The organism is Amycolatopsis sp. NPDC043887 (genome assembly GCF_056435665.1).
Genome location: NZ_JBWKEB010000016.1, coordinates 123,852 through 142,097 on the forward strand (window position 1 = coordinate 123,852; position 18,246 = coordinate 142,097).

An 18,246-nucleotide genomic window follows, 5' to 3' on the forward strand; every position below is an offset into this window, starting at 1 on the left:
CCGGGTTCTGGGGGGGGGGGGGGGGGGGGGGGTTGGGGGGGGGGGTGGGGGGGGGTTTTGGGGGGGAAAACCAAAACCCCCCCCCACGACCCCCTCGACCCACGGCCAGGCCGAAGGCGCCCCCTTCGTCGCATCAGACACAGCGAAGGGAGCCTTCACCCCACCCGTCAACCCCGCCCAAGATCATCTTGAGCTACGTGACATTGGGTTAGAACGCTCTTTATCACTCACGACCCCTCTGCAAAAAGGGCATTCGGCTGGCGCCAAGTGTCCCTTGTGGACGCTCCGCTTGCCGGCTCAAGCCAGGCAGTCGCCGGGCTCTCCCCTGCGCAGCGCCGGTTCCTCCTGCGGGAACGTCCGCGCCACCCCCGGCCCACTGGTGCGCGTCTCGAACCGGACGGTCACCCGTCCGTGCCCGGCGCCCTGCACCCACCCGGTCCCGTACGACTCGTGCACGACGTCGTCCCCGGGCCGCCAGCTCGACGACACCACCGGCGCCGGGGCTCGCTCGACCACGGGCGTCTCGGCGGCCGGAACCGAAAGAGTGAACAGCGGATCCTGATGCGGCACCGAAAGCCCGGAGAACGCGACCCCGGCCAGCCGCACCCCGCCGAACTCGGTCGGATCGATCAGCAGCCGTTCCGCCATCGCGGCGAGCTGGTCGAATTCGTCGGTGGGCGAGGCCATCGTCTCCGAACGCGTCACGGTGCTGAAGTCGGTGTGCCGCAGCTTCACCACCACCGTCCGCGCGACCCGTTCGGCGTTGACGAGGCGCCGGTGCGCGTGCACGGCGAGGTCGCGGACCTCGCGCCGCAGGCTCGTCAGGTCGATCAGATCCCGGTCGAAGGTCGTTTCGGCGCTGACCTGTTTGAGCTCCGCGCGGTCGGACACCGGCCGGTCGTCGACGCCGGTGGCCAGCCGCCGCAGGTCCCGCCCGACCACACTGCCCAAAGTGGACACCGCGTCGGCGTCGGAGAGCGCGGTCAGCTGGCCCAGTGTCCGGACGCCGATCGCCCGCAGTTTTCCTTCCGCCACCGGGCCGATCCCCCACAGCACCCTGGTCGGCAGCGGCGCGAGGAAGTCGCGTTCGGTGCCCTGGTCGACGACGAGCAGCCCGTCCGGTTTCGCCAGATCCGACGCGACCTTCGCGACCTGCTTCCCCGACGCCGCCCCGATCGACGCCACCAGGCCGATTTCGGACCGGATGTGCTCCCGCAGGCGAGCACCGAACTCCCGCACCTCGTCCGAGGAGGCACCGGCCAGTGAAGGCGGTTCCGCGAAAGCCTCGTCGAGGGAGATCCGTTCCAGCACGGGCGCGTACTGGGCGACGAGGTCGAACACCTGGGTGCTCAGCAGTTCGTACAGTTTGAACCGCGGCGGCAGGATGACTCCGTTGGGCGGCAGCAGCCGCCGGGCCTGCGACATCGGCATCGCCGATTTGATCCCGTGTTCGCGCGCCTGGTAGCTCGCCCCGGCGACCACGCCGCGCGGTCCCGCGCCGCCGACCAGTACCGGACGGTGGGACAGGGTCGGCCGGGTCAGCTGTTCACAGGAGGCGTAGAACGCGTCCATGTCGAGGTGGATGACCCACCGGTCATGCCCGCCCATCGCCCGGCACCTCGAGAAGACGATGCAGGGCCTTCGTGTACTCCTCGAACGCGGCCCGGCCACGGGTGGTCAGCTGGACCAGGGTCACCGGCGTGCGGTGCTCGAACGCCTTCGTGATCTCGACGTAGCCCGCGTCCTCGAGTTTGCGCAGATGGGTCGACAGGTTGCCCGGTGTCATGTCCAGCAGTTGCTGCAGCCTCGGGAAGGTGATGCTGTCCCCCGGCCCCAGGCTCGACAACGCCACGGTGACCCGCAGCCGCGCCTGCGCGTGGATCACCGGGTCGAGCTGGGGCAACCCGTCTTCGCTCATCGCGCCCGCACCAGGAAGACCAGCGACGCCACCAGGAAGCCACCGCCACCCGCGAGGCTCAGTACGAGGAAGTTGTGCGGTCCCCCCGCCAGCACGCTCGCCGCGCCGCACGCGATGATCCACACGCCGAGGCCGTACTGCAGCTTGCTCTGCCACAGCATCCCGCCGGCGAGGTACATCAGACCGGTCAGTATGAGCGAGGTCCCGGACCACAGCAACGGGATCAACTCGCTGTCGAGGCCGAGGCGGATCAGCGCGGTGTTCACCACCGTCAGGCCGCCGAACGCGATCATCCAGCTCCACCCGTACATCGCCCCGACGAGCCGGGACGGCCCGTGCACCCCGCGGCCCGACCGGATGCCGTAGATCGCCGAATATGCCATGGCCCCGGCGAAACCGGCGACGGCGATCACGCCGGCGGCCCACATCGGCAGCAGCGCGGTCGGCGGGGCGGAAAGGTAGACGAGCCCGAAGCCGAGCAGCCACACCAGACCCCATACGGCGAGCAGCACCGCCGGATTCGGCCCGATCTCGCGCCGGGTCTTCTCCGCCTGCGTGGCGATGAGCGCGAGCGACTCCTCGGGCGTCATCGGCCGCTCGTCGCCGTCCCGTTCATCCTCCACCACTTCGGAAAACTAACACGGGTTCACAGTCTCGCCGTGTCGAGCCGGAACCTCGCCATCACCACGAGCGCGGGGATCACGAGCCACGCCGCGAGCACCCCCACGGCGGTCAGCGTGCCCGAACCGCCGAGCACCGGCGCGCGGCCGATCTCGCCGAGCCAGTACGTCGGCATGAGGTGCCCGGCCGTGTTCATCCAGCCGGGCAGGACCTGCAGCGGGATCCACAATCCGCCGAACATGCCCAGCGGCAGCATCAGCGCGCCGGTCACCGCCTGGACGGTGTCGCCCTTGCCGAACAGGCCGATCATCAGCCCCAGCACCGCGAAGGGCAGCGTCCCGAGCCAGAGTGTGCCGAAGATCGTCAGCCACTGGCCGGTTTCGAGCCGGATACCGCGGATCATCCCGGCCGCGAAGATCACCAGCAGGACGGGCAACGCGACGGACAATCCCGCCGACACCTTGACCATCAGATAGCCCGGCGCCCGCATCGGTGTCAGTCGCAGGGTGCGCTGCCAGCCGTCGGTACGCTCGGTGGCGACGCGGGTGCCGGTGAACAGCGCGGCGGTCATGGCGCCGTACGCGGCCATGTTCACCATGGTCACCGTCGCGGTCGAGATCCCAGGAGCGATCTCGCGGGCGCCGAAGATCCCGCCGAACAACAGGAACATCGCCAAGGGCATGCCGATGGTGAACAACGCGAACTGCGGGCTGCGGACGATGCGCTTGATCTCCAGCGCGAGGTAGTTCAGGTTCATCTCACAGCTCCTTCAGCCGCATCGGCGGTCAGCGCGATGAAGGCTTCTTCCAGTCCCACAGCGGTGATTTCGATGTCCGAGGCGAGCGGGAACCCGCGCAGCAGGCCGCGGATGGCGGCGTCGGAATCGGCACAGCTCAGCTCCGCGTGCCCGGCACGCAGCACCGCGCGCGATACCCCGGGCAAGGCGGCGAGCGTGGCTTCGGTGGCGTCCGGGACGACGGCACGCAGCACGCGTCCGGCGACCGCGGCCCGGACCTCACCGACCGGACCGTCCGCGACGACCCGGCCGTGCCGCATCAGCACGACACGGTCCGCGTAGTCCTCGGCTTCGGCGAGGTAGTGCGTCGCGAAGAGGACCGTGCGGCCCGTCTCGGTGTACTCGCGCATCGACGCCCAGAACCGGCGCCGTCCGTCGACGTCCATGGCCGCGGTCGGCTCGTCGAGCACCAGCAGGTCCGGATCGCCGACCAGCGCGAGCGCGAACCGCACCCGCTGCTGCTCGCCACCGGACAGCTTCCCGCAGCGGCGATTCGCGTATTCGGTGACGCCGGCGCGCTTGAGCACCTCACCGACCGGCAGCGCGTTCCGGTGCAGCGAGGCGAACAGGCCGACGAGTTCGGCGACGGTCACGTCCCGCAGCAGCGTCCCGTTCTGCGCCATCGCGCCGACCATCCCCCGGTCCATCGCCTCGGCTGCGCCGAGCCCGGCGACCCGCACCTGACCGGCGTCCGGCCTGCTGAGGCCCAGCAGCATGTCGATGGTGGTCGACTTGCCCGCGCCGTTCGGCCCGAGCAGCGCCACCACCTCCCCCGGTGCGGCCCGCACACTGACGTCGTCGACGGCCAGGACGTCGCCGAAGCGCTTGACCAGCCCCTGGAGGCTGAACGCGTCCGTCATGACTTTCCCCCTTCGAGCACTCTGAACCACAAAGCTCACTTTCACTTTGTAACACAAAGTCCCCTGCCACGGAAACCCTGGAAGTCCGTGAAGGCCTCCTTCCCTACCCTGAAAGTAGGGAAGGAGGCCTTCACGGACTTGGGCTAGGCGGGGACGGGGAGCGGCAGCGGCGCGCATTCGACGTCTGCCGTCCGCCCGGGTTTGCGCTCGGGCAGCGCCCCGGTCGCCAGGTAGTCGGCGATCCGGTTGTCGACGCACGCGTTGCCGCGCGGGGTGATGGCGTGGCTCGTCCCGCCCGGCTCACCGATCAGGCGAGCACTGGGGAACCGGCTACGCACCTCGAGGCTGCCTTCGTACGGCGTCGCCGCGTCGAGGGTCTCGCCGATCATCAGCACACTCGGCACCTTCGAGCCGTCGACCTTGACCGGCTTGCCCGGCTTCGCGGGCCAGTACAGGCAAGGCCCGTTGAACCAAGCGTTCTGCCACGTGAAGTACGGCGCCTGCTGATAGGTCCGCCAGTTGTCGCGCTTCCACTGCTGCCAGCTCGGCGGCCACTTCACGTCCGTGCACTGGACGGCGAGATAGACGGCGTAGCTGTTGTCGTCGCCGCGTCCGCCGAAGCCCTCGAACAGGCCCTTCATCGTCTGCCAGTCGCCCTTGTTGACGAACTTCGCCAGCGCGTCGCCGAGCAGCGTCCACCGCAGCTGGTAGTAGGAAGCCTGCTGGAAGACGTCGAGGAACTCGTCCGGCCCGATGTAGCCGCCTGCCGGAACCGCCGCCGGCTTCTTCAGCTGCTCGTCGAAGACCTGCTTCACCGCGGCCTGGGCCTTGCCGAGGTGGTAGACGCCGTCGTGCGAAGCGACCCAGCCGAACCAGATGTCGAGGTTGACGTCGTACGCCACGTCCTGGTTCAGATTGGCCTGGTACCAGACGTTGCGGGGGTCCACAGTGGAATCGAGGACCATCCGGCGGACGTGCTGCGGGAACAGCGTCCCGTAGACCTGGCCGAGGTAGGTGCCGTAGAAGTTCAACCGCTCCGCGCCGAGCGCCTTGCGGATACTTTCCATGTCCTTGACCGTGTCGGTCGTCTTGATGTTCTCCAGCAGCGCGCGGCTGTTCTTCTCCGCGCACGCGTCGGCGTAGGACTTCGAACGCCGCAACCAGGTCTTCTCCAGCTGCCGCGTCGTCGGCACGTAGTTCGGCCGGTTGTAGTCCATGTGGTTCGGGACGCACGACAGCGCGGGTTTGCTGGAGCCGACACCGCGCGGGTCGAAACCGACCCAGTCGTAGGCGTCGCCGGCGTGGTTCGGCACGCGCGTCCCACGGATCGCGAGCAGCAGCCCGGAACCGCCGGGCCCGCCGGGATTGGTGAGCATGACGCCCTGGTACCGCGCGTCGGGTGTCTTGTGCTTGACGCGGCTGAGCGCGAGCTGGATCTTCTCGCCGCGCGGCCGTGAATAGTCCAGCGGAACGGGCAGGTAGCCGCATTCGGCACCGGCGTTGATCAGGGTCTGGTCGGTACAAGCACCCCAGGTGATCGGCTCGGCGGGCCGCGCCTCTTCCGCCGCGACGGCGGGCGCGGTGATGAGCACACGTCTCAAGGTTTCTCTCTTTCCCGCCAAAGGTGAAAGCCCCGGAACCCTGTCCACGTCCATGACCTGCGGAAGCCTTCCGGCGAAGGTCTCTACCAACGGCGGGTCCCGATCGCGGCGAACCGGGGCAGCCCGTTAATCGGTTGAGCCCCTCTCGCGACGCGCGTTAGGATCTCGATCATGATCTGTCACATCCGTATGCGCACCGCCTGAGACGGCGTGACCGCAGGGCCGCCCGCGATCGGGAGGCCCCTTTTCTGCGCGCCGTCTGCCATTCCTCCACGGATTGAGACAGGACATCATGCAGAACAAGCACATCGCCATGATCGGCAGCACCGCGCCGAGCCATATCTATCCGTCGCTGGCGATCATTCGTGAGCTGGTCGCTCGCGGGCACCGGGTCAGCTACGCCGTGGGCGAACCGCTCACCGGGTTGATCGAGCCGGCCGGGGCCGAGATCGTCTCGCACCCCTCGATCCTTCCGCTCGGTGATCAGGCGGCGTGGCCGGAGGATCCGGCTTCGCAGATGCGGGTCTTCCTCGACGAGGGCATCCAGGCGATGCCGGTGCTCACCGGCTTCTACGACGAGAACCGCCCGGACCTGCTGCTCTACGACATCGGCGGGCTCCCGGCCCCGCTGCTGGCCAGGCGCTACGACATTCCGGCGGTGCAGCTCTCCCCGACGTATGTCGCCTGGGAAGGCTACGAAGAGGACATGGGCGAGATGCTGACCGCGATCCGGACCTCACCGTCCGGAAAGGACTATTTCGCCACGTTCACCGGGTGGCTGAACGAGAACGGCATCGAGGCCGACGCCTGGGACTGGATCTCCCATCCGCCCCAGGTGCTCGCGCTGCTGCCGAAGGCGATGCAGCCGAACGTCGAGCGCGTGCCGTCGTCGGTCCGGTTCGTCGGCCCTGCGCTGGACCCGGAACGCCTCGCCGACCGGAGCTGGACCCCGCCGCCGAGCGGCAGGAAGGTCCTGCTGATGTCGCTCGGCACGGCGTTCACCGACCAGCTCGACCTGTTCCGCGCTTGTGTCGACGGCTTCCGCGACTCGGACTGGCACGTGGTCATCTCCATCGGCCAGACCGATCCGGCCGCACTCGGGCCGCTGCCCGAGCACATCGAGGTCCATCAGTTCGTGCCGCAGCTCGCCGTGCTGGAGGCCGCGTCGGCGTTCATCACGCACGCCGGCATGGGCGGCAGCACGGAATCGCTGTGGTACGGCGTGCCGACCGTCGCGATCCCGCTCGCCACCGACGGTTTCGGTAATGCCGCGAAGCTGGCGGAACTGGGTGTCGGCGAGCAGCTTCCGGCCGACGAGGTGACGGCCTCGACGCTGCGGGCCGCCGTCGAGCGGGTCTCCGGGTCGCCCGAGGTGGCCGCGCGGCTCGCCGAGGTCCAGGCCGAGACGCGCGGGAACGGCGGCATCGACAAGGCCGCCGACGCCGTGGAGTCCTTCCTGAGCTAGGTCCCTTCTGCCATGAAGGAGTCTTTCATCGCAAATTTTGCGATGAAAGACTCCTTCATGGCACGCGCGTCAGGTCCCCCTGATCTCGTTCAGGTAGTTGTAGATCGTGTACCGCGTGACGTCGAGTTCCCCGGCGAGGTGGTCCACGGAGTCCTTGATGAGGAAGAACCCCGCCTCGTCCAGTTCCCGGACCACGGCCGCCTTGTGCCGCTTCTTCATCAGGTCCACCGGGATCCCTGCCTTCGCCACGGCGCGCCCGACCAGGAACCGCTGCAGGCTGTCGACGTCCGGCGGGAACGTCTCGGGTTCGTGCCCGTCGGCCTTCGGCGCGCCGTCGGACAGCCGGTTGACACACAGGCAGCCGATCGCGACCCCGTCGGCGTCTCGCAGGAACAGCGTCGAGGAGCGGATCGCCCGGCCGTCGGGGCCGTGCGTCTCGTAATTCGTCAGGTCCTGCGTGGTGCCGCGACGGACAAGGCCCAGCAGCAGATCCGTCATCGGCCCGCCGACCGTCCGGCCGGTGAGGTCACCCGCGATGGCGACGATCGAGTCCGGGAGCCTGCTCAGGTCGTGCAGCAGGACTTCGTTGCCCGGCCCCAGCATCGCCGCGAGCGCGTGCACCGCCGGGACGAGCGCGGTGAGCAGATCTCCCGAAGCCGCCGAAGCGACAACCGGCGCTTCGAACACCGTGACCGGCTTCTTCAGCCGCTCCAGCGCCGTCCGCACCTGTTCCGCCGCGCTCGCCGGAGTCGACGCGTGCGGCGACAGCCGGACGTGTTCCGGCCGCACGGTCGCGGCGATCCCGGCGTTCGCCAGCGCGGAACCCACCTGTTCGGCCGCGTGCCCCGGAAGCGTGAAGGCGAGGATCCCCGCCCGCCGGTCGACGGCCGAAACCACTTCCCCGCCAGCGGATTTCACGGCCTCTTCGAGTTCGGCGACCCGTTCGGCGATCCGTCCGGCGATGGCTCCGACGCCCGCTTCCTCGACCAGTTCCAGCGCGGCCGCGAACGCGCCCGAGGTGATCGGGCTCAGGTTCGAGATGGACCACGAGGCCGCGGTGTCGTCGGCCGGATGGATCTCGTCGTCGAACAGTCCCGGATCGCGGGCGCCGGTCCAGCCGGACAGGATCGGTTCCATCCGCTCCAGCGCCCGGTCGGACAACACGGCGAAACCGGTGCCCCAGCCCGCCCGCAGCCACTTCTGCCCGCCGACGACGAGCACGTCCGCGACCTCCCACGGCGCCTCGGTCACCCCGAAGCCCTGGATGCCGTCGACCACGAGCAGCCTGTCGCCGACCACCTCCCGGATCGCCGCGAGGTCGGCGCGATACCCGGTGCGGAAGTCGACCGCGCTCACGCTGACCAGCGACGTGTCCGGCGTCAGCGCCGCCTTGACCGCGTCCGCGGTGACGTTTCCCAGCGGCAGCCGCCGCACGGTCAGCCGTCCCGCCTGTTCGGCCCGCGCCCACGGGTAGGTGTTGGCCGGGAACTCCGCCGCCGACACCAGCGCCTCGCCGCCGGGCGCGTTGAACGCCGCCTGGAACAACCCGAGACTGGTGTGCGGCAGCAGCACCGTGTGGTCGGTGTCGCTGCCGGAAAGCCGCGCGGCGGCGGCCTTGGCCCTGGTCTCCTGCCGCATCAGGTCGTCCACAGTGGACGGACCGGCCTTGGTCGAGGCGTCGAGCAGGCTCGCCGTCGTGTCGAGCACGGCGTGCGACGGCGGGCCGAACCGCGCGAAGTCGAGGTACCCGGCCGGCTCGTCGAACTGCAGCAGGTACCGTGGGGAGATCCGCGTCATGCGAGGACCCGTGCCAGGAACTGCTTGGTCCGCTCGTGCTTCGGCGAACTCAGGATCTCCCCCGGCGGACCGGTCTCGACGACCATGCCGTCGGCCATGAACACCACCTCGTCCGCGGCTTCGGCCGCGAACCCCATCTCGTGCGTCACCACGACCATCGTCATCCCCTCCGCGGCCAACGTACCCATCACCGCCAGCACCTCGCCCACGAGTTCCGGGTCGAGCGCCGACGTCGGCTCGTCGAACAGCATCAGCTTCGGTTTCATCGCCAGCGACCGGGCGATCGCGACCCGCTGCTGCTGCCCGCCCGACAGCTGCGCCGGGTAGGCGTCGGCGCGGTGCGCGAGGCCGACCCTGTCGAGCAGTTCGAGCGCTTGGACGCGCGCTTCCTCGGGGTTCAGACCGAGCACGCGCACCGGCCCTTCGACGACGTTCTGCAGCGCCGTCCGGTGGCCGAACAGGTTGAACCGCTGGAACACCATGCCGATGTCGCGCCGCTGCCGGGCGACCTCGCGTTCCTTCAGTTCGTACAGCTTTCCGTTGCGCAGCCGGAAACCGATCGGCTCGCCGTCGACCCAGACCTGCCCGGCGTCGATCGTCTCCAGATGGTTGACACAGCGCAGGAAGGTGCTCTTCCCCGCGCCCGACGGGCCGAGCAGGCAGACCACCTGTCCTTTGTGGACTTCGAGGTCGATCCCGCCCAGCACCTCGGTGTGGCCGTAGCTCTTGCGGACGCCGACGGCTTTGAGCAGCGGCTCAGACACGTTCACTCCTCACCAGCGGAGCGGTGCGCAACGCCTTGGCGGCACGGGAGAACGCGCTCCTCGACCGGTCTTCTGAGTCGAAGGCGCGCTCCAGATAGTGCTGCCCGACCCCGGCGACGGTCACCACGACCATGTACCAGACGGCGGCGGCCAGCAGCGTCTCCATCACCAGCAGGTTGTTGGACGAGATGTTGTTGGCGGCGTGGATCAGCTCGGTCACGCCGATCACCGACGCCATCGACGTCCCCTTGAGCATGTTGATGAAGTCGTTGCCGGTCGGCGGGATGATCACCCGCATCGCCTGCGGCAGCACCACGCGGCGCAGCGTCGCGCCCGGCGACATCCCGATCGACTTCGCCGCCTCGGTCTGTCCACTGTCGACACTGTTCAGCCCCGCGCGGACGATCTCCGCCATGTACGCGCTTTCGTTGAGCGCCAAGCCCAGCAGCGCGGCGGTGAACGCCGTGATCAGCACGTTGGTCTGCTCGTGCAGGAGGTAGCCGCCGAACGGCAACGGGATCGAGATGAACTCGAACACCAGCGCCAGGTTGTACCAGATCAGGATCTGCAGCAGCACCGGAAGCCCGCGGAACAGCCAGATGTAGCCTGCCGCGAACCAGCGCGCCACCGGGTTCGCCGAACGGCGCATCAGGGCGATCACGATCCCGATGACGATCGCCGATCCCTGCGCGATCACCGCCAGCAACACGGTGTTGAGCAGGCCGACCGCCATCACCCGGTACCACAGGAATTCCGGGACGGAATCCCACTGGATCTGCGCGTTCGCGAGCGCGATCCCAAGCAGCACCAGCAGCGCGAGGATGACGACGGCGCTGACCCAGCGGCCCCAGTGCCTCAGCCGGACGATCGGCAGCGGCTCAGCTTCCGCCATTGAGCTTCGCCTCCTTGACCGCTCCCTGCTCGACGCCCCAGGCCTGCAGGATCTTGCCGTATCCGCCGTCGGCGATCAGAGACTGCAACGCCTTCTGGATCGACTCCGCGAGCGGCTTGTTCTCCTTGTTGACGCCGATCCCGTACGGCCCGCCGTTGATCGGCTCGCCGGGGACGACCTCGAAGAACTTGCCCTCACCCGCGGTCCGCGAGATGTAGACCGCGCTGGGCAGGTCGTTGAGGATGGCGGCGACCCGGCCGGTGCGGAGCTGGTTCTGGTTCTGCGTGTCGGAATCGGTCGCGGTCACGGTCAGCGCGGGCTTGCCCGCCTGCGTGCACTTGCCGTTCTGCTCTTCGGCGAACTTCTGGTGGCTCGTCCCCTGCACGACCGCGACGTTCTTGCCGCACAACGTGTCCGGGCCAGAGATCTGGTCGGGGTTGCCCTTGCGGACCATGATCGTGATGCCCGAGGAGAAGTAGTCGACGAAGTCGATCTGCGCCTGCCGGGTCTTGGTGTCGTTCATCGCGGCCATCGTGAGGTCGACGCGGCCGGACTGGAGGCTGGTGATCAGCGAGCCGAACGCCATGTCCTGGTGGTGCACGGTGACGCCCAGCTTCTTGCCGATGGCCTTGGCGAGGTCGACCTCGTAGCCGATCGGCGTCTTGCCGTCCGCGGCGTAGAAGTTGTTGGGCGCGGATTGCAGGTTCGAGGCCAGGTGCAGCATTCCGGCCTGCGCGTACTTCGCGGGCAGGGTGCCGGCGACGGCGGCGTCCTTCTGGACGGACTCGATCAGCGCGGTCGTGTCCGGGATCGCGGCGGGTGCGCCTGGGGCAGCGGGTTCCTGTCCGCCGGCTCCGTCGGGCCCGCCTCCGCAGGCCGCGGTGACGAGCGCGGCCACGCCGGTGAGCACGGCCAGGCGCCAGGTTCGGGTCAAAGTGAGCGGCGTCGACGGCATGACGGACCTCCACGGGGGCTTCAGGTGGTCGCCGACGCTACAACTGGCTGTTGAAGAGGTCAACTCACAGTTGAAATCTTGTCCGGTGGATGTCCGTTTCGCGTGCGAAGGGCCCCTTCACGCGGCTTCCGTGACCCAGGGTCGACTAAGCCGAGGGAAGGGGGCCTTCACGCGCAGCCGCTGCGACCGCTGCTGCAGGTGGGGCGCACGTGGCCGTCACCAAGGTAGTGAAGGCCTCCTTCCCTACTCTCAAAGTAGGGAAGGAGGCCTTCACGGACTCGGCCGGAATCCACGTGGGTAACTGAGTCAGGTCAGACCGCGACGTAGTTCCCCGACAGGATGATCAGGACCTGCACGGTGATGCCAGTGCCGTAGTAGTCCTTGGCGTTCGGCGACCAGGTGGTGATCGACGTCCACAGCTTGTCGAGCCAGGCCTGGCTGCCCGGGTCGTTCATCGCCGCGATGGCGAACGACGCGGTGAAGCAGGGGTGCTGCCCCGTCTCGCCCGGCAGCTTGGAGCCGGACAGCGTGTAGCCGGTGGTGATCTTGGCCGGATTGCCGCCGGTGTTCTGCTGGATCCAGGTGTTCATCTTCCGCACCTGCCCCTGCGCCGGGCTGCCCGAGACGGTGATCCCGTCGACACCGAGCCGCCACGGGTCACGGCAGGCGTTGTAGCCGTAGTGCGGGTCGTGGTCCTCGAGGAAGCCGTCCGGAGCGGGCTTCGGCGTGGCGTTGGTGTTGACGACGAAGTCCGGGATCAGACCGGTCTTCGGCGCGTACTGCTGCTGCAGCTGCGTGACCGCCTTCTCCTGCCGGGTCCGGACCTGGCCCCAGAAGGAGTCGCCGGTCGCCTTCTCGAACGCGCGGAGGTGACCCGGCATCCAGTCCGAGGAACGCGAGCTGTTGATGTACTTGCCACTGTCGGCCCAGTCCGCCAGCCGCATGAACTTGGTGTCGGGGTTGACCTCGCTGCGCTTGATCGCCTTGATGATCCGCAGCGCCTCGGCCTTGTAGTCGACCGAACCCCCGCTGCCCCAGACCTTGTCGGCGAGGAGCAGGCCGTACGCGATCTCGAGGTCGCCGTCGGTCGCCGCGTCACTGCCGTTGACGCTCTTGCAGCTCTCGTCCTGCTCGGCGGCGTGCAGATCCTTGTCGATCACGGACGGGTGCGCCTTCACGAACTTCAGGATGCCGTCGAAGACCGTGCGCGCCTGCGGATCCTTGCCCGCCATCATCGCCGCGATGGTCATGCCGTAGCCCTGGCCCTCGGCCACGAAGGCGTGGTCGGCGTCCGGCGCCTTGACCGCGTACGTGCCCGCCCCGCACTTGGTGGTCAGGAAGTTCTTCTTCCAGTAGTCGTAGTACTTGGCGAGCGCCGCGTCCTGTGCCGACTGGGCCACGGACGGGCGCAGAACCCCTGGCAGGTAAGGGGTCCCCTGAGTGGTCACCGCGGTGGCGGGGGTGGTCGTGGCGACCAGCCCGGCGGTCAGCGCGGCCGCGGCCAGCACTGTCCGAACGGTCTTTCTCATCGGCTCCTCCGGAAACGTCGTTGATGGCGGCGGCGCGTTTCGAGAGTGACAGCAGGGTCGGGCAAAAACAAGAGAGTTAAGAAAGTTTCCTTACTATTACCTCAAAGGACGTCTTCGTGACGCGTGCCTTAGCGTTGACGGCATGACGATCGACCTGAGCGCGCGCGGCGAGTCCTTCCTGGACTTCTGGACCGAACGACACCTCGCCACCCTGACCACGGTCCGCCCCGACGGGACCCCGCACGTCGTGGCGGTGGGGGTCACGGTGGACTTCGAGGCCGGGATCGCCAGGGTGATCACGTTCCGCTCGTCCAAGAAGGCCCGCCTGATCAAAGAAGCGGGCGAACAGGGCATTCCGGTCGCCGCCTGCCAGATCGACGGGCCCCGTTGGTCCACTTTGGAGGGACGCGCCGTGCTGCGCGAAGACCCGGCATCGGTGCGCGACGCCGAAAACCGCTACGCCGCGCGCTACCGGCAGCCCAAGCCGAACCCGGAACGCGTGGTCGTCGAGATCACCGTGACCCGGGTCCTCGGCAACGCCTAGGCGGTGTCCTGCGAGTCTGTTCGCCTGGTCAGAGTCACCATAGAGAGGTCTATGGTGACTCGGGGACCGGCAGGCGTCAAGCCACGAACAGGCTCAGCAGCCCTTCGACCGAGCGCACGATCACCCGGGCGGCCGCGCGTTCGGCGTGCGCGGCGTCGGCCCGTTCCGCCTCATGCCGCCACCGGACGAGCGCGCTCTCCGCACCCGCGTGGATCTCGGCCGGATCCGCGTCCGGTTCGAGACCGAGCCGCTCGGTGGGCGCGATTCCCTGCGCGCCGAGCAAGCGGACGGCCTCCTCGGCGACCTCTCCGGTCAACGCCGTGCGGCCACCGCGGATACCGGCGATGAGCCGGAGTTCCCGGAAGTCGTGCGCCGCCGCGGCGAAACGCTCGACACGCGCGGCGAGCCGGTCGCCGTGCGGAAGTGGCTCCGCGGCGAGAAGACCTTCCAGCCGCACTACCGCCGTGCGCGCCTTCAACGCCTCGGCCCGCGCGACGAAGCAGCCCGCGAGCGTGTCCCTCAGGTCGCCGAGACCGCTGCGGTGCACGAGTTCCGCCGAGAGTTTCAGCCTGCTCTCGCAACCGGTGCGGATCAGGGTGAGCGCCAGCCGGACCCCGTAGAGCCCGAACCGCGACACCAGGTGCTTCCTCGTTCCCGGCGGGACCCCCACCGGGAACGGATCGTCCACAAAGGAATCAACGGACAGGAGATACCGCTCCAGTTCCGGCCGGGAGACCGACGCCAGCGCGCGCAGCACCTCGAATTCGTCGTCCCGCAGCGCCCGCCCCGCGTAACCCAGCTGCCCGGCGACCGCGATGACTCCCTGGAATCCCGCGCAGTCCGGGTTCTCGCGCCAGGCCCGCCGCGCCAGCTGTTTCGCGGTGAGCAAGGCGTCGATCCGGCCCGCGCCGACCTCGTCCGCCCTGCCGAGCACCAGTACGGAGTTCACCGCCGTCTGCCGGGCGAACGCCGAACCGCCCACCGGCCGGGTGCCCGCGAGTTCGTCGGGTTCCAGATGGCGAACCAGGCGCACCGTCGCGTCGACGTGTTCGGCGGGTGCCGGGGTGTCGGACAACTCGATTTCGCGCAGGGCCCGCGTCGGCCATTCCGCGAGCGCGGAGACCAAAGTGGACTTTCCGGTTCCCGGCGTGCCGGTGAAGCCGACACGCAGCGGTTCTTCCAGGCGCTCCAGGCATTCCCGCAGCATCGACACCGCGTGCGGACGATCCCGGTAGTGCGCCGCCGCTTCGTTCAGGAGTTCCCGGACGTCCAAGGCGGTGTTCACGCCGAAAGCTCCCGGCGCGGCGCGGCGCCGGTGCCGAGCGCCCCCGCCTTCCGGTGCAGGGCGGCGAGGCGGTCGATCTCCTTCTTGACCCGCTGGGTGCGCCGGTCCCGTTCGGCGGATCCGGCGATGATCAGTTCCCGTTGCCGCGTCAGCTCTTCCGAGAGCTGGTCGGACACCGCGGCGAAATGGTCGCGCAGGCGCCGCTGCACCTGACGGACCTCGTCCTTGATCTCCTTGCTGAACCGGATGAACACGTCGTCGACGTGGCGCTGCGCGGCGGCCTTCGCCAGCGCCTGACGTCGCTGCAAGCGTGTCCCGCCTTCGTCGCGCACGCTCTTGGTCGCGAACGCGACACCGGCGCCGAGCGACACCGGGTTGATCAGCGGCAGCCCGGCGAGACTGGTGACGAGGCCGAACATCAGCACGCCGCCGTAGGAACCACGCAAGCCGGTGAAGAGTTTCTGCCCGATCTTGAACCGCTCGATCCTGGGTGCGCCGACCTCGGGGATCGAGTCCACTCCGGACCCGGTCAGTGGTAGTTCCGGCGCTTGGCCGTAGTGCGGCCCGAAGGTCGAGGCGACTGCTTGCGCGATCCACTCCGACCGGTCGGACACCCAGTTGTAGTTCGTTTCGACGGCCTCGGCGAGGTTCTCCTCCAGCCAGGTCTGGAAATCCGGCCAGATCTGCACGGGGTCGCCTTCGTCGAAGGTGCGGTCGATATGCCGCACGATCATCCGCGTCCGCTCGCGCAGGTCGTATTCGGCGTCGGAGATCAGATCGGTGATCTCGTCCGACAACATGTTCTGCCAGCGGACGTTCTGCCGCCGCAGCTCCTCGGTGCGCCGTTGTGCCTGGTGCAGCAGCGTGACCTGGTCGACCCCGTTGTCCTGCGAGACCGCGTTGAGCCGCGTCTGCAGTGTCTCGACCAGCTCGACCGCCGCCGCGCGCACGCTCACCGCGGCGGCGAGCGCACGGGTGCGTTCGATCGGGCGCGCGGCCTGCTCCCCCACCCAGTTCAGCAGTTCCGGGAAACCGGACCGTCCGTTGAGGACGGCGTCACCGGCCTTCGCGGCGGCCTGGCGCACCGTCGCGGACACCGGGAAGACGTCGGCGACGACACCGGTCTCCGACAGCGCGGTGCGATTGCGGGCGGCGAGTTCCCGCCAGTCCGGGCTCACGTCGATCTTGGTCAGCGCCAGCACCAACGCCGGGCACCAGGTGCGGATATGCCTCGCCAGCGCGAGTTCCGCGGGCTGGAGTTCCTGTGTCGCGTCGGAGACGAGGATCACCGCGTGCGCGTCGGCGAGGACGTCGAGGGTGGCGGCAGTGCGCGGCGATCGGGGATCCCCTATCGCCGGGGTGTCCACCAGCACCAGTCCCGTGCCGAGAAGTTCGCGCGGCAGGCCGACTTCGACCCGGCGCAGGGAACCGGGCGGCCGGACTTCGAGTTCCTTGGCCAGGTCACCGACCGGCACGCTTTCCCTGGCATGCCCGACCAGCGTCGCGGCGGGATCGGCGGCGTAGCCGATCTCCGTGGGAACGGCGGGCGTACTCGCGTCCCCGACCGCGCAGACCGGCGCGTTCACCAGCGCGTTGAGCAGGTAACCCTTGCCCTGCTTGGGAAAACCGACCACCGCGATCCGGGTGCCCGGCGCTCGCTCGTCTCGTCTGCGCCGGAGGCGTTCGGCCAGGTCGGCGCGGCCGTGGGCGGCACAGGCGTCCAAGGTCTCGTTGAGCACGTCGAGCCAGGCGGGGGCTGTCACGGGGATGCAGTGTTCCCTTAACCAAGCGCGGAATCAATGTGGCATGGGCCAACAACGCCGTGCGGGCCCCGCGACCTGGTGCGGTCGCGGGGCCCTGACACAAAGCTGAAAGATGTTCGTATCAGCCGATGTGGATGTCGTTGTTCGACGCGATGTCGCCAGTGCCGATGTTGACGTCGCCGATGTTGCCGATGGTGTTGGTGACCTCGGAAACCGTGTCGTGGACCTCGGTGACGCCCGCGTGGTTCGCGACGTTGGCGACCTCGTTGGCCACGTTGCCCGCGACCTCGCCGGTCACGTCGCCGTGGTTGTTGGCGACGTCACCGTAGTTGTTCGCGATGTCGTGCACCTTGGTGGTGACGTCGGCGACGTCGACGTGACCGATGGTGCTGGTCAGGTCGCCCACCTCGGACAGGAAGTCCGGCGCACCGCCCGCGACACCGTCGGTGCGCGGCAGGTCGCTGCTCAGGTCGCCGACGGCCGGCACCGAGTCGACGGCCGGAACCTGGACGGCGTCCACGGCCGGGACCTCGGGGACCAGGCCGGTCGCGGTGTCGACGGCGCCGTTGGCGATGTCGCCGGCCTGGCCGAGGGACGCGGCGTCGAGGCCACGCGAAAGATCACCGGTCAGGCCGAAGCTGCCGACGGTGTTCTGCGCGAGGGCGGTCACGCCGGCGGCGGCGTTCGACACGTCGGTCACGTCGGAGACCGCCGGGACGGCGGGCAGGCCCGGGACGTCGACCGGCAGGTCGCCCACGGCGGGCACGGCCGGGACGGCGGGCAGGCCCAGCTCCGGCAGACCCGGCACCGCCGGGACACCCGGGAGACCGGCCTCGGGCAGGCCCGGGAGGGCGTCGGCACCGGGGACGGCGACCGGCAGGCCGGCGGTCAGCGCGGTGAGCTGGTCGATCGCGCCCTGGACGCCGTCGGCGCACTCGCCGTCGGTGCCGTTGACGGCGTTCGTGACGCCACCGAAGCCCGCCAGGTTGTCGGCGGTGGCCGCGGTGCTCCCGGTGAGGTCGGTGGCGGTGCCGACCGGGACGAAGTCGAGCACCAGCGGGACGACCTCGTGCACGTCGGCGGCGTTGATGTCACCGAGGCCGGCGTCGGCCAGCACCTGCTGCGGGTCGTTGGCGAACGCCGCGCGGGCCGCGGTGTCGTTCAGCAGGTTCAGCGTGAAGTCGTGCAGGGTCTGGACGGAACCCATGAAAGGACTCTCCTGGAGGTCTAGGTCGATGGGGCTGGCACAGCGGCCGGAGGGCACGGCTGAGCGCAGGTCACCGAAGTTAGTGAGCCGGTGCCACTGAGCACATCGGGGATCACTCCTGGTCGTCGCTCACTCAGCCAATAGGGGATCGGTATGACATCGTTAGGGCGTTAGGGGCTTAACCGAGACGCACTCGGTTGGGTTTAATGCCAACCCTCACCCGGATGGGTCAAGCCGTTCAGGTGAGTG

16 protein-coding genes are annotated in these 18,246 nt (G+C 69.0%); 2 read left to right on the plus strand and 14 right to left on the minus strand.

Features of this window, described 5'->3' with window-relative positions; translation table 11 throughout:
- Positions 1-297 precede the first annotated feature (297 nt).
- The 6 genes from AC069H_RS34395 to AC069H_RS34420 form a co-directional block, all read right to left on the minus strand.
- Positions 298-1,608 (minus strand): DNA polymerase IV, encoded by a 1,311-nt coding sequence (locus AC069H_RS34395; protein WP_478235112.1) that lies wholly within the window; start codon positions 1,606-1,608, stop codon positions 298-300.
- Entirely contained in the window at positions 1,595-1,918 is a 324-nt protein-coding gene (locus AC069H_RS34400) for a winged helix-turn-helix domain-containing protein (RefSeq protein ID WP_340685043.1), read from the minus strand. Before AC069H_RS34400 ends, AC069H_RS34395 begins: the two co-directional genes overlap by 14 nt.
- Entirely contained in the window at positions 1,915-2,544 is a 630-nt protein-coding gene (locus AC069H_RS34405) for a hypothetical protein (protein ID WP_478230526.1), read from the minus strand. Before AC069H_RS34405 ends, AC069H_RS34400 begins: the two co-directional genes overlap by 4 nt.
- A 20-nt stretch (positions 2,545-2,564) precedes the next feature.
- Positions 2,565-3,296 carry an ABC transporter permease gene (locus AC069H_RS34410; RefSeq protein ID WP_478235113.1) on the minus strand — a complete coding sequence of 244 codons (732 nt, stop codon included), beginning with the start codon at positions 3,294-3,296 and terminating at the stop codon, positions 2,565-2,567.
- Positions 3,293-4,195: an ABC transporter ATP-binding protein gene (locus tag AC069H_RS34415; protein WP_478235114.1), complete on the minus strand. Its 903-nt coding sequence runs from the start codon at positions 4,193-4,195 to the stop codon at positions 3,293-3,295. The genes AC069H_RS34410 and AC069H_RS34415 overlap by 4 nt, the downstream gene beginning before the upstream one ends.
- A gap of 143 nt (positions 4,196-4,338) precedes the next feature.
- Complete coding sequence (locus AC069H_RS34420) at positions 4,339-5,850, minus strand: alpha/beta hydrolase (RefSeq protein ID WP_478235115.1); 1,512 nt, start codon at positions 5,848-5,850, stop codon at positions 4,339-4,341.
- A gap of 238 nt (positions 5,851-6,088) precedes the next feature.
- On the opposite strand from AC069H_RS34420, the gene AC069H_RS34425 reads away from it, so the two are divergent.
- Positions 6,089-7,261 (plus strand): macrolide family glycosyltransferase, encoded by a 1,173-nt coding sequence (locus AC069H_RS34425; RefSeq protein WP_478235116.1) that lies wholly within the window; start codon positions 6,089-6,091, stop codon positions 7,259-7,261.
- Positions 7,262-7,330: 69 nt separating this feature from the next.
- Here the strand turns inward: AC069H_RS34425 and AC069H_RS34430 are convergent, their stop codons facing one another.
- The 5 genes from AC069H_RS34430 to AC069H_RS34450 all read right to left on the minus strand — a co-directional run bounded on the left by AC069H_RS34430 (position 7,331) and on the right by AC069H_RS34450 (position 13,198).
- Positions 7,331-9,058, minus strand: a complete 1,728-nt coding sequence (locus AC069H_RS34430; RefSeq protein WP_478235117.1) for an aminotransferase class V-fold PLP-dependent enzyme — start codon at positions 9,056-9,058, stop codon at positions 7,331-7,333.
- Positions 9,055-9,822, minus strand: a complete 768-nt coding sequence (locus AC069H_RS34435; protein ID WP_478230521.1) for an amino acid ABC transporter ATP-binding protein — start codon at positions 9,820-9,822, stop codon at positions 9,055-9,057. Before AC069H_RS34435 ends, AC069H_RS34430 begins: the two co-directional genes overlap by 4 nt.
- Positions 9,815-10,714: an amino acid ABC transporter permease gene (locus AC069H_RS34440; protein WP_340685035.1), complete on the minus strand. Its 900-nt coding sequence runs from the start codon at positions 10,712-10,714 to the stop codon at positions 9,815-9,817. The genes AC069H_RS34435 and AC069H_RS34440 overlap by 8 nt, the downstream gene beginning before the upstream one ends.
- A complete protein-coding gene (locus tag AC069H_RS34445; RefSeq protein WP_478230520.1) occupies positions 10,701-11,669 on the minus strand; it encodes an ABC transporter substrate-binding protein in 969 nt (322 codons plus the stop codon). The genes AC069H_RS34440 and AC069H_RS34445 overlap by 14 nt, the downstream gene beginning before the upstream one ends.
- A 311-nt stretch (positions 11,670-11,980) precedes the next feature.
- Entirely contained in the window at positions 11,981-13,198 is a 1,218-nt protein-coding gene (locus AC069H_RS34450; RefSeq protein ID WP_478235118.1) for a family 8 glycosyl hydrolase, read from the minus strand.
- Between the two features lie 142 nt (positions 13,199-13,340).
- On the opposite strand from AC069H_RS34450, the gene AC069H_RS34455 reads away from it, so the two are divergent.
- Positions 13,341-13,742, plus strand: a complete 402-nt coding sequence (locus tag AC069H_RS34455) for a PPOX class F420-dependent oxidoreductase (RefSeq protein WP_478230518.1) — start codon at positions 13,341-13,343, stop codon at positions 13,740-13,742.
- A 76-nt stretch (positions 13,743-13,818) separates the two neighbouring features.
- On the opposite strand, the gene AC069H_RS34460 is transcribed toward AC069H_RS34455, so the two are convergent.
- The 3 genes from AC069H_RS34460 to AC069H_RS34470 all read right to left on the minus strand — a co-directional run bounded on the left by AC069H_RS34460 (position 13,819) and on the right by AC069H_RS34470 (position 17,997).
- The gene (locus AC069H_RS34460) at positions 13,819-15,027 is read right to left on the minus strand and encodes a GTPase (RefSeq protein WP_478230517.1); all 1,209 of its coding nucleotides are present in this window, start codon (positions 15,025-15,027) and stop codon (positions 13,819-13,821) included.
- Positions 15,024-16,790, minus strand: coding sequence for a dynamin family protein (locus AC069H_RS34465; protein ID WP_478235119.1), 1,767 nt, complete (start codon positions 16,788-16,790; stop codon positions 15,024-15,026). Before AC069H_RS34465 ends, AC069H_RS34460 begins: the two co-directional genes overlap by 4 nt.
- 121 nt (positions 16,791-16,911) lie before the next feature.
- Positions 16,912-17,997, minus strand: coding sequence for an IniB N-terminal domain-containing protein (locus AC069H_RS34470; protein ID WP_478230515.1), 1,086 nt, complete (start codon positions 17,995-17,997; stop codon positions 16,912-16,914).
- Between the last annotated feature and the right edge of the window lie 249 nt (positions 17,998-18,246).

Bases quoted from the DNA above. Each gene is read 5' to 3' on its own strand.
- AC069H_RS34395 (WP_478235112.1), bottom strand. From the start codon at position 1,608: ATGGGCGGGCATGACCGGTGGGTCATCCACCTCGACATGGACGCGTTC.
- AC069H_RS34400 (WP_340685043.1), bottom strand. From the start codon at position 1,918: ATGAGCGAAGACGGGTTGCCCCAGCTCGACCCGGTGATCCACGCGCAG.
- AC069H_RS34410 (WP_478235113.1), bottom strand. From the start codon at position 3,296: ATGAACCTGAACTACCTCGCGCTGGAGATCAAGCGCATCGTCCGCAGC.
- AC069H_RS34415 (WP_478235114.1), bottom strand. From the start codon at position 4,195: ATGACGGACGCGTTCAGCCTCCAGGGGCTGGTCAAGCGCTTCGGCGAC.
- AC069H_RS34420 (WP_478235115.1), bottom strand. From the start codon at position 5,850: ATGGACGTGGACAGGGTTCCGGGGCTTTCACCTTTGGCGGGAAAGAGA.
- AC069H_RS34425 (WP_478235116.1), top strand. From the start codon at position 6,089: ATGCAGAACAAGCACATCGCCATGATCGGCAGCACCGCGCCGAGCCAT.
- AC069H_RS34430 (WP_478235117.1), bottom strand. From the start codon at position 9,058: ATGACGCGGATCTCCCCACGGTACCTGCTGCAGTTCGACGAGCCGGCC.
- AC069H_RS34440 (WP_340685035.1), bottom strand. From the start codon at position 10,714: ATGGCGGAAGCTGAGCCGCTGCCGATCGTCCGGCTGAGGCACTGGGGC.
- AC069H_RS34445 (WP_478230520.1), bottom strand. From the start codon at position 11,669: ATGCCGTCGACGCCGCTCACTTTGACCCGAACCTGGCGCCTGGCCGTG.
- AC069H_RS34450 (WP_478235118.1), bottom strand. From the start codon at position 13,198: ATGAGAAAGACCGTTCGGACAGTGCTGGCCGCGGCCGCGCTGACCGCC.
- AC069H_RS34455 (WP_478230518.1), top strand. From the start codon at position 13,341: ATGACGATCGACCTGAGCGCGCGCGGCGAGTCCTTCCTGGACTTCTGG.
- AC069H_RS34470 (WP_478230515.1), bottom strand. From the start codon at position 17,997: ATGGGTTCCGTCCAGACCCTGCACGACTTCACGCTGAACCTGCTGAAC.